The organism is Pseudorhodobacter sp. MZDSW-24AT (genome assembly GCF_002794355.1).
GTDB lineage: Bacteria > Pseudomonadota > Alphaproteobacteria > Rhodobacterales > Rhodobacteraceae > Pseudotabrizicola.
The window spans coordinates 371,951-379,611 of record NZ_PGOI01000002.1 but is presented as its reverse complement, the minus strand read 5'-3'; the positions used below and the strand labels follow the sequence as shown (position 1 = coordinate 379,611).

The following is a 7,661-nucleotide window of genomic DNA, read 5'->3' as shown; positions in this document are numbered from 1 at the left end:
TTGACCGTGTGGGATTCATCTTTCGTTAAGAAGTGCCGCGGCTTTCCATCGTGCAGTCTGGCCGGGTGGGGCGGGCGCCGCAAGGGAAGATTGGGTCACAGGGGGGGCTGTGACGCGGGCGTGATGATTGGCGAGGCGCCGGGGGCGCGTGTGGGCGGGGGTGGGGAGGGGTGGGTGAACCCGGGGCTTTGCCCCGGAACCACCCACCCTACGGCGGGGGGCGTCGGGTCAGGCGCGCATGCGGCCGCCATCGTCCCAGAGGGGGGCAAGGTGGACGCGGGCGGGGCGGCGTTCGCCGAGGATTTCGATTTCCACCTCGGCCCCGTCGCGGATCTGGTCTGCGGGCAGGAAGCCCATGGCGACCGATTGCCCGGTGGTGTGGCTGTAGCCCCCTGAGGTGCAAAAGCCCTGCACCGTGCCGTTCAGCCAGATCGGCTCCCACGCCACCACATCGGCGTCGCGCGCATCGACGATGAACTGGGTCAGGCGGCGTTTGGGGCCGGTGGCCTTTTCTGCGGTGGCGGCGGCCTTGCCGATCCAGTCGGCAGGTTTGTTCCACGCGATGAAGCGGTCGAGCCCGGTTTCCGCGGGCGTGTAATCGGGACTGAATTCGCGGCCCCAAGAGCCGAACCCTTTGTCCAGACGCAAGGACATCATGGCGCGCATGCCAAAGGGGCGGAGGCCAAGGTCTTTGCCTGCCGCGGTCAGCGTCTCCCACAGATGGCGCACCGACATCTGGTCGGTGAAGATTTCAAAGCCCAGATCGGCAGTGTAACTCACGCGCTGCACAAGGCAATTGGCCATGCCGATGGTCAGGCGTTTGGCATCCATGAATTTAAATGCTTCGGCCGACACATCGGCGCGGGTGACGCGGGCGAGGAGCGCGCGCGCCTGTGGCCCCGCGATCTGAAAGCCCGAGCGGGCGTCGGAGATGTTTTCCACCCGGACGCCTTCAACCGCGTTCTGTTCGAACCAGCGCTGGTGCCAGCCTTGCGCGCCATAGCTGGCGGTCAGCTGGAATTCGGTTTCCGACAGGCATGTGACGGTGAAATCGCCGATGATCTTGCCGGAATGGGCGAGCATCGGGGTCAGGCTGAGCCGCCCCGGTTTGGGGATGCGGCCCGCCATGATACGGTCGAGCCACGCGCGGGCGCCTGCGCCGGTGACAAGGTATTTGCCGAAGTTCTGCACCTCGTTGATGCCGACGCCATTGCGGACCGCCATCACCTCGGCCTTGGTCGCTTCCCAGGCGTTGGAGCGTTTGAAGGAGGGTTCCTCATAACGCGGCTCGCCCGGCAGGGCGTGGTAGTTCACCACTTCGAGCCCGTATTGCTGGCCCCAGACCGCGTTCATTTGATCGAACACCTCATACATCGGGGTGGTGCGGAAGGGGCGGGCGGCAGGGCGTTCTTCGTTGGGGTAAGAGACGGAGAAGCGCATCTGGTAGTTCTCGATCACCTTCGGCACGGTATAGCCGGGGCTGGTCCAGGTGCCAAAGCGGCTGACGTCAAAGCCGCGCGGGTCGCGTTCGACCTCGCCTTCGATCATCCATTGGGCCAGCGCAAGGCCCATGCCGCCGCCTTGGCTGAAGCCGGCCATCACGGCGCAGGCGGACCAGTAATTGCGCAGCCCCTGCACCGGGCCGATCAGCGGGTTGCCATCGGGGGCGAAGGTGAAGGGGCCGTGGATCACGCGCTTGACGCCCGAGCGTTCGAGGACGGGGAAGCGGCGGTAGGCGAAATTGACGGAATCCTCGATCTTGTCGAATTGCTCGTTCAGGAGTTCATGGCCAAAGGTCCAAGGTGTGCCGTCGACGGCCCAAGGCTCGCAGGGCTTTTCATAAAAGCCGATGCACAGGCCGCGGCCTTCTTGGCGCAGGTAGGATTCGCCGCCCGGGTCCATCACATGCGGGAATTCGCGGCCCTGTTTCAGGATATCCATGATCTCGGGGATGTCGTCGGTGACGAGGTATTGATGCGCCATCGGCAAGAGCGGCAGGTAGACGCCGGCCATGGCCCCGATCTCGCGCGCCCAGAGGCCGCCTGCATTGACGAGGTGTTCGCAGTGAATCGTGCCTTTTTCGGTGACGACCTCCCAGCCGTCTTTCGTGGGGTTGGTTTCCAGCACGCGGTTGTGCAGGATGATCTCGGCCCCGCCCATGCGTGCAGCGCGTGCATAGGCGTGGGTGGTGCCGGAAGGGTCGAGATGGCCATCGAGCGGATCATAAAGCGCGCCGAGGATGCCTTCGAGGTTGACCATGCCATCGGTGAGTTTGTGGATCTCCTCGGGGCCGAGGATTTCCGTATCAAGCCCCATGTAGCGATGCTTGGCGCGTTCGGCCTTGAGCTGCTCAAACCGGGCGGGGTTGTCGGCAAGGGTGATGCCGCCCACGTGGTGCAGCCCGCAGGACATGCCGGTGATGGCTTCGAGTTCCTTGTAAAGGCGGATCGTGTAGCCTTGGAGGGCGGCCATGTTGGTGTCGCCGTTCAGGGTGTGAAAGCCGCCCGCCGCGTGCCAGGTGGAGCCGGAGGTGAGTTCGGAGCGTTCGATCAGGGTGACGTCAGACCAGCCCAGCTTGGTGAGGTGATAAAGCACGGAACAGCCGACGACGCCGCCGCCGATCACAACCACGCGGGTATGGGTTTTCATGTCAGGACTCCCTTGGATATGGCGCCAGAGTGGCGGGGCGCTGCGGGAGCGGCATGTCAGCGGGCGACAGGAAATGTCGCGGATGGGGTAGGTGTGGCGGCGTCAGGCCGGGGTGCCGTGGGTCTGGCCGCTGGCGTCGGTCCACCAGCAGGTGAAGCTGGGCTCGGCCCGGGTGCGGCTGTCGGGATCGCCGGGGAGCAGCGCGCGGTGGCAGGCGAGGCCCGCGATGAGGAGGGTGCCGGTGGCGCCATGCCCAAGGCGGGCGGAGAAGACCGTGTCGATCAGCTCGGGCGTGAGGTCCTCGGGGCGGGCGCTGGCAGGATCGGCGAGGATGGCCTCCATCCGGTTGCGCCGCCCGGTGTCGGCGGCGATGATCCGCGCGACCTCGGCCCGGAAGGCGGCTTCGGTGGCGATATAGGCGTCGAGTGCGGGCAGTGCCTTGGCGGGCGGCTTTTTCAGCTTGAGCGCGCCGCTGTCATGCAGGATCCGCAGCACCCGCGCGCCGATGGGCGAGGTCAGTTGCACATGCGCATCGTGAAAGGCAAGCTCCCGGTCTTCGTCGGTCAGGCGCAAGGTGGCGGGCCGCCCTTCGAAGACCGCGCGGCGCAAGGCGGCAAGGGCCGGGGTGCGGTGCACATTGGGGATCATGTCGATGACCGAGAGCGCCGGTCGCATCTGCTTGCGAATGTCCCACAGCATGAAGAGCGCCTTTCCCCGGCGAAAGGCCGGTGCGATGCCTATAGCCTGAAGGCTTGAGGATGGAAACCGCCGCCGGTGCGGTGCGGGCGCCAACGGCCCGAGGCCGCGCCTTGCACCCTCTGTGGGACGCCTCCGGCGGGAGTATTTAAGAAAGGTGCAAATCCACGACAGGACTTGCACCTTTTCCAAATACTCCCGCCGGAGGCGGCGACATCTGCGCCGGGGCGCGCGGCATCAGGCCTTGCGCCCCGGGGAGAGGGTCAGCGTTCGGGCAGCAGGCCCTTTGGAGCGAAGCGCAGCACCAAGAGCAGGATCAGCCCCATGGTCAACAGCCGCATATGGGCGGCGGAGTTGATCAGATGGCCCTTGAGCCAGCCTTCCGCCATGCCGGAGGTGACGACCGTCATCAGCCAGTTGCCGATCGGTTCCACCATCACCCAAAGCCACCAGATGAGAAAACCGCCGAGCACCGAGCCCCAGTTGTTGCCCGAACCGCCGACGATCACCATGACCCAGATCAGGAAGGTGAAGCGCAAGGGCGAGTAGGAGCCGGGGGTGAGCTGGCCGTCGAGCGTGGTCATCATCGCGCCCGCGATGCCGATGACGGCGCTGCCGAGGATGAAGACCTGCAGGTGGCGGCGGGTCACGTCTTTGCCCATCGCCTCGGCCGAGACTTCGTTGTCGCGGATCGCGCGCATCATCCGGCCCCAGGGGCTGTGCAGCGCGGCTTGTGACAGCCAGATCAGCAGCAAGAGCACGATGGCAAAGAGGCCCGTATACATCAGCCGCACCACGATGGAGGAGGCGGTGATCGGGTCAAAGCCGAAGCTGTTGGCCCAGTCGAGGAAGGCCTGCGAGCGTTGGAGATCCACCTCATAGGGCACAGGGCGCGGCAGCGAGATCACGTTCTTCACGCCGCGGGCCAGCCAGTCTTCGTTCTTGAGCACGGCCAGAATGATCTCGGCGATGCCCAGTGTGGCAATCGCCAGATAATCCGAGCGCAGGCCAAGGGCGGTCTTGCCGATGGCCCAAGCGGCGGCGGCGGCCAGAAGCCCGCCCACCGGCCAGGCCAGCAAGACCGGCAGCCCGAGGCCGCCCAGATTGCCATGCACCGAAGGATTGTTCGCCTCGACCGCCTGCACCGCAGGATCGAAAATCGCGCGGAAGATCAGGAAGCCTGCGATCAGGATGGCGGCCACGGCCAAACCACGGACACGGCCCTTGGGCAATTTCGCGGCGGCCATCACGGCGGCGGCAATGGTGGCCGCCCCCATGCAGAGCCCGAGAAGGATGCCGGGGCCGCCTGCGGCCCAGCCGCCCGGTGCCGGGGCCGAGGAGATCAGCACCACAGAGACGCCGCCCAAGGCGACAAAGCCCATGGTGCCCACCGAGAACAGCCCGGCATAGCCCCACTGGATATTGACCCCCAGCGCCATGATCGAGGAGACCAGCGCCATGTTCACGATCAACAGCGCCAGCGTCCAGCTTTGGAAGATCCCGGTGCCCAGAAACAGAAGCGCCACGAAGGCCGCCAGCAGCAGCGCGCGGCCCGGGCCTTGGGCCGGGGCGGCGGCTGTCATCGAAGGGGAAGCTGGTGCGCCGCTCATATCGATTTTCCTTTGAACAGGCCGGTGGGCATCACCAGCAAGACGATGATCAGGATCACGAAGCTGACCGCGAATTTGTAATCGGTGGACATCAACTGCACGAGCCCATCAGGGGCGAGGGAGTCGGGCAGCAGATAGGTGACGACCTTTTTCCAGGCGTAGGTCACCATCACCTCGGAAAAGGCGATGACAAAGCCACCGGCGATGGCGCCGAGCGGGCTGCCCAAGCCGCCGACGATGGCGGCAGCAAAGATGGGGAGCAGCAGTTGGAAATAGGTGAAGGGGCTGAAGCCCTTGTCGAGGCCATAGAGCGTGCCTGCGGTGGTGGCGAGGGCTGCCGCCACGATCCAGGTCACGGTGACCACGCGGTCGGGGTTGATGCCGGACAGCAGCGCCAGATCTTCGTTGTCGGAAAAGGCGCGCATGGATTTGCCGGTGCGGGTCTTTTGCAGGAACCAGAACAGCAGTGCGACCGCGATCAGCGCCACCACGACGGTGACGCCTTGGGTGGTGCGGATGGCCAGCCCTTCGGCAAGGCCGGTGGCGGCGCGGAAATCGCCGGCGGTCAGGATAAAGCGCTCGCCATCGGTGAAGCTGATGTCACTGGTGCCGATGATGAAGCGGGTGAGGGCGTTGAGGATGAACATCACGCCCAGCGAGGCCATCACGAGGATGACCGGGGCGGCCTTGACGCGGCGGTAATAGCGGTAGACCGCGCGGTCGGTGGCCAGAAGCAGGAGGGCGGTGAGCAGGATGCCCACGGGCAAGGCCAGAAGCGCTGTGGGCAGCGGGCCAAAGCCGATGCCCATGGATTGCAGCCCCCATGTCAGCAGGATCACGAAGACCGTGCCGATCGCCATGGTATCGCCATGGGCGAAGTTGGAAAAGCGCAGGATCGAATAGATCAGCGTGGCGCCCAGAGCGCCCAGCGCCAGCTGCGCGCCATAGGCAAGGCCGGGGATGAAGACGAAATTGAGAAAGGCCACGAGGGCGTTCAGGATATCCATGGATCAGCCCCCGAGGAAGGATTTGCGCACATCCGGATCGGCCAGCAGGGCCTGTCCGGTGCCGGTGAAGCGGTTGGCGCCTTGCACCAGCACATAGCCTTTGTCGGCGATCTCGAGCGCCTGACGGGCGTTCTGTTCCACCATCAGGATGGAGATGCCGGTGCGGGCAACTTCGATGATGCGGTCGAACAGCTCGTCCATCACGATCGGGCTGACCCCGGCGGTGGGTTCATCCAGCATGAGGACGGAGGGTTGGGTCATCAGCGCGCGGCCGACGGCGACCTGCTGGCGCTGGCCGCCGGAAAGCTCGCCCGCGGGTTGCAGGCGCTTTTGCTTGAGGATGGGGAAGAGGCCATAGACCTGTTCCATGGTGCCCTTGATGTCGTCGCGGCGCAGGAAGGCGCCCATTTCAAGGTTTTCCTCCACCGTCATCGAGGTGAAGATGTTGCTGGTTTGCGGCACGAAGGCCATGCCTTTGGCGACGCGGGCTTGGGGCGTGAGGCTGGTGATGTCCTCGCCCTTGAGCCGGACGCTGCCGCCGCGCAGCTTGAGCATGCCGAAGACCGCCTTCATGGCGGTGGATTTGCCCGCGCCATTGGGGCCGACGATGACGGCGATTTCGCCCGGTTCCACCGCGATGGTGCAGGCGTGCAGGATGTCGGCGCCGCCATAGCCGCCGGTCATGGCGTCACCGATCAGGAAAGGTTCAGCCATCGGTCCGGTCTCCCCCGAATTTTCTGCGAAAATTCGCGTCGTCCCTCTGCGCGCAAGCAGAGGGCGTGTTCTGATTCTCGCAGAAAATCAGCTGCGTCTGATCAGCCATGTGCCGTTACCTTGTTCTTCAATCCGGTGCCGAGATAGGCCTCGATCACCCGTTCATCATTCTTGACCTCGTCCACCGTGCCTTGCGCCAGAACCTTGCCTTCGGCCATGCAGATCACCGGGTTGCAGAGGCGGCCGATGAACTCCATGTCATGTTCGATGACGCAGAACGTGTAGCCGCGTTCCTGATTGAGCCGCACGATAGCGTCGCCGATGGTGTTCAGAAGGGTACGGTTCACGCCCGCGCCCACTTCATCGAGAAACACGATGCGCGCATCCACCATCATCGTGCGCCCCAGCTCCAAGAGCTTTTTCTGCCCGCCCGAAATCTGGCTGGCCTTCTGATCCGCCAGATGGTCGATGGTGAGGAATTTCAGCACGTCATGCGCCTTGGCGCGCAGGCGTTCCTCTTCGGCGCGCACGGCGCCGCGGCGGAACCACGCGTTCCACAGGGTTTCGCCCATCTGGGCGCCCGGGACCATCATCAGGTTCTCGACACAGGACATGGAGCCGAATTCATGTGCGATCTGGAAGGTGCGCAGCAGGCCCTTGTGGAACAGCTCATGCGGCGGCAGGCCGGTGATGTCTTCGCCCGCCATGCGCACGGTGCCGCTGGTGGGCTTCAGCCGCCCGGCCACCACGTTGAACAGCGTGGTCTTGCCCGCGCCGTTCGGACCGATCAGGCCCGTGATGGAGCCGGTGTCGATAGAGAGCGAGGCGCCGTCCACCGCACGAAAGCCGCCGAAATGGCGGTGAAGGTTGTCGACCTGGATCATTCATCATCCCCTGAGCCTTCCGTCGCAGCATCCGGATTTTCCGGGCGCGGAGGCCTTCGCTTGTGGCAACGGCCCGGAGCGCTCTCCGGGCCGTGCTTGGT

Annotated in this window: 6 protein-coding genes; all 6 read right to left on the bottom strand. The window is 65.0% G+C overall.

The window, feature by feature from the left end; all coding sequences use genetic code 11:
• Positions 1 to 228: 228 nt before the first annotated feature.
• Complete coding sequence (locus CUR21_RS03405; RefSeq protein WP_100195595.1) at positions 229 to 2,649, bottom strand: FAD-dependent oxidoreductase; 2,421 nt, start codon at positions 2,647 to 2,649, stop codon at positions 229 to 231.
• Between the two features lie 102 nt (positions 2,650 to 2,751).
• A complete protein-coding gene (locus tag CUR21_RS03400; RefSeq protein WP_100195594.1) occupies positions 2,752 to 3,348 on the bottom strand; it encodes a hypothetical protein in 597 nt (198 codons plus the stop codon).
• Between the two features lie 260 nt (positions 3,349 to 3,608).
• Positions 3,609 to 4,928 (bottom strand): branched-chain amino acid ABC transporter permease, encoded by a 1,320-nt coding sequence (locus CUR21_RS03395; protein ID WP_100195631.1) that lies wholly within the window; start codon positions 4,926 to 4,928, stop codon positions 3,609 to 3,611.
• 23 nt (positions 4,929 to 4,951) lie between these two features.
• Complete coding sequence (locus CUR21_RS03390) at positions 4,952 to 5,962, bottom strand: branched-chain amino acid ABC transporter permease (protein ID WP_100195593.1); 1,011 nt, start codon at positions 5,960 to 5,962, stop codon at positions 4,952 to 4,954.
• 3 nt (positions 5,963 to 5,965) lie between these two features.
• On the bottom strand, positions 5,966 to 6,676 hold the full coding sequence (locus tag CUR21_RS03385; RefSeq protein WP_100195592.1) for an ABC transporter ATP-binding protein: 711 nt from the start codon (positions 6,674 to 6,676) through the stop codon (positions 5,966 to 5,968).
• Positions 6,677 to 6,777: 101 nt separating this feature from the next.
• Entirely contained in the window at positions 6,778 to 7,560 is a 783-nt protein-coding gene (locus CUR21_RS03380; protein WP_100195591.1) for an ABC transporter ATP-binding protein, read from the bottom strand.
• Between the last annotated feature and the right edge of the window lie 101 nt (positions 7,561 to 7,661).